Here is a 2,790-nt window from a genome sequence, read left to right on the forward strand (position 1 = left end):
CTAATCACACCAAATGCTATTGCTATGACTGAAGAACGTAATTGTTGTCTGTAAAGGCCATTTATATAAAATGGCTTTTTTCAGACACTATACATCAAGTTTTTTAGATATGATTGTCCGTTTTCAGAAAGAAGGTTAACTTATGCAAATATTAAAAACAATCTGGGATATTTTTCAAAATCAGATTCTCGGCATGAGATGGCTTAGCGACCTAATCGGAAGTATGCTGTCTGCGTTTGGGCTAGACACTGCCAATCGCTGGGTAGGTAGCATTCAGTTTTTCATTTATGACGTTATAAAAATAGTAGTGCTATTATGCGTCTTAATCTTTATTATCAGTTACATTCAAAGCTACTTTCCTCCGGAGCGCAGTAAAAAGATCTTAGGGCGGTTCCACGGGATTGGGGCAAATTCCGTTGCTGCCTTGCTTGGGACTGTAACACCCTTTTGCTCCTGCTCGTCTATTCCATTGTTTATAGGCTTTACATCCGCAGGTTTACCCCTCGGAGTCACTTTTTCATTTTTGGTTTCTTCACCGATGGTAGATCTGGGTTCTCTCATTCTGCTAATGAGCATATTTGGAACAAAAGTCGCTATATTATATGTCATATTCGGACTTATCATAGCTGTGGTCGGAGGCACCATCATCGAGAAAATGCGCATGGAAAAGTATGTGGAAAGCTTTATTTTATCTGCTGGCAGTGTTGATATTGAATCTCCTGAACTCACAAAAAAAGAACGGTTGGTTTATGCAAAGGAGCAAACGCTATCAACATTTAAAAAGGTTTTCCCGTATATCTTAATTGGTGTCGGAATAGGCGCATTTATTCATAATTGGATACCCGAAGAATGGGTGGTATCCCTGCTGGGAAGCAACAACCCCTTCGGCGTAATATTAGCGACAGTTATTGGCGTACCGATGTACGCTGACATCTTTGGCACGATTCCGATTGCAGAAGCACTACTGGCCAAAGGGGCACAGTTGGGAACGGTGCTGGCGTTTATGATGGGAGTAACTACGTTGTCTCTACCATCTTTGATTATGCTTCGCAAGGCAATAAAGCCAAAACTGCTGGCACTGTTCATCGCCGTATGCACTGTAGGAATTATTGTTGTGGGATATATTTTCAATACTTTACAAGCGCTAATAATATAATTTGGGAGGTATGAATGGTGACAAAAACATTAGGGAAATCCTGCTGCTCCTGCGGATGCGGTGATTGTGATAAAAAGGTTGTTGTTGAATATTTCTATCTTGACCTTCAAACCTGTGAGCGTTGTATCGGGACAGACAGCGTTCTTGATGAGGTGATGCGGGTGCTTACTCCTGCATTAGAACTTGCCGGTTTTGATGTTGAGTACAACAAAACTGAAATTAAGACAGTTGATATGGCCATACAGCATCAATTTGTTTCGTCACCGACGATTCGGGTGAACGGTCAGGACATCTGTAAATCAATTGCTGAAAACAGTTGTGGCTGCTGTAGTGATATCAGCAACACAGATGTAGAATGCCGTGTGTTTGAGTATAACGGTAAGACTTACGAGATTCCACCCAAAGAAATGCTAGCAGAAAGCATCCTTCAGGGTGTATTTAGTCAATTCAATGAAGAATGTTCCTCTGATAAATATCAATTGCCTGCAAACCTAAAAAATTTCTTTGATGGGAAGAAAACCAAGTCTGGGTGTTGCTGCGAAGGCAATTGCTGCTGATAAATAGGAAGTTCTCTGACCGCAATTTGAATTGTGTTAACCTCGGATTCTAATAATGATATAAAGGAGAAAATTTTATGGCTTTGTTTGGAAAGAAAAATAAAAATGAAAAAAACACCTCCTGTTGCGGAGGTAGCTGTGATGCTGAAAACATGGCAAAGGCTGAAAAAGCAAAAGCAGAGGGCGCAAGTGTTAAGGTGCTAGGAAGCGGCTGTGCGAAATGTAATCAACTTGAAGCTGCAACAAAAGCTGCACTCGAACAACTGGGCATGGATGCGACAATCGATCATGTGACTGATTTCGCACAAATTGCTACTTACGGTGTGATGACTACCCCTGCGCTGGTTGTAGACGGAAAAGTTGTTTCTTATGGCAAGGTTCTCAAAACCGATGAGGTCGTAAAAATCCTGCAAAGGGTCAGAGGATAGAATATGCATAAAACCAAAGATGCGGAAATAGATAAACCAAGGGTTGCATTTATCTGCGTCCATAATTCTTGTCGCAGCCAAATTGCCGAAGCACTCGGCAAACATTTAGCATCTGATGTTTTTGAAAGCTACTCTGCAGGCACAGAAACAAAAAATCGCATCAACCCTGATGCAGTAAGGATTATAAAACAACTTTATGGAATTGACATGGAAGAGACCCAGCATCCCAAGCTTTTAGAGGATATCCCCCCTGTGGATATTGTTATTACAATGGGATGCAATGTCGAATGTCCATATCTGCCTTGTAGGCACCGAGAGGACTGGGGCTTGGATGATCCGACCGGAAAGAATGATAATGATTTTATTGAAGTTATTAAGAAAATTGAAACTAAGATAAAAGATTTAAAATCGACTCTAAGTAATATATAAGGTTTATTTACTTAAATTAAGCCCTGTGTAAACCTTATGATAATAGAGCAAGACCTCTGGTTATTCCGAGCCAAAAGGAACACTGTTCCGAGCTTCAAAGCCAAGCGTTCCGCGAGTTGAGAGCCAACCATTCCGAGGATCGAGAGCCATCGATTCCGACGAGTGGGAGCCAAGGATTCCGAGCAAAAGGTGCATGTAAAGGATTGCAAAATTGAGAAAA

4 protein-coding genes are annotated in these 2,790 nt (G+C 41.2%); all 4 read left to right on the top strand.

The genetic code is table 11. The features are described 5' to 3' along the window. The first annotated feature begins 142 nt into the window (after positions 1–142). The 4 genes from LHW48_11615 to LHW48_11630 all read left to right on the top strand — a co-directional run bounded on the left by LHW48_11615 (position 143) and on the right by LHW48_11630 (position 2,570). Entirely contained in the window at positions 143–1,156 is a 1,014-nt protein-coding gene (locus tag LHW48_11615; GenBank protein MCB5261094.1) for a permease, read from the top strand. A 14-nt stretch (positions 1,157–1,170) separates the two neighbouring features. After that, entirely contained in the window at positions 1,171–1,713 is a 543-nt protein-coding gene (locus tag LHW48_11620) for a DUF2703 domain-containing protein (GenBank protein ID MCB5261095.1), read from the top strand. Positions 1,714–1,790: 77 nt separating this feature from the next. Further along, complete coding sequence (locus LHW48_11625) at positions 1,791–2,141, top strand: thioredoxin family protein (protein MCB5261096.1); 351 nt, start codon at positions 1,791–1,793, stop codon at positions 2,139–2,141. A gap of 3 nt (positions 2,142–2,144) precedes the next feature. After that, positions 2,145–2,570: an arsenate reductase ArsC gene (locus LHW48_11630; GenBank protein ID MCB5261097.1), complete on the top strand. Its 426-nt coding sequence runs from the start codon at positions 2,145–2,147 to the stop codon at positions 2,568–2,570. Positions 2,571–2,790 lie beyond the last annotated feature (220 nt).

Source organism: Candidatus Cloacimonadota bacterium, from assembly GCA_020532355.1.
Classification (GTDB): Bacteria; Cloacimonadota; Cloacimonadia; order Cloacimonadales; family Cloacimonadaceae; genus UBA5456.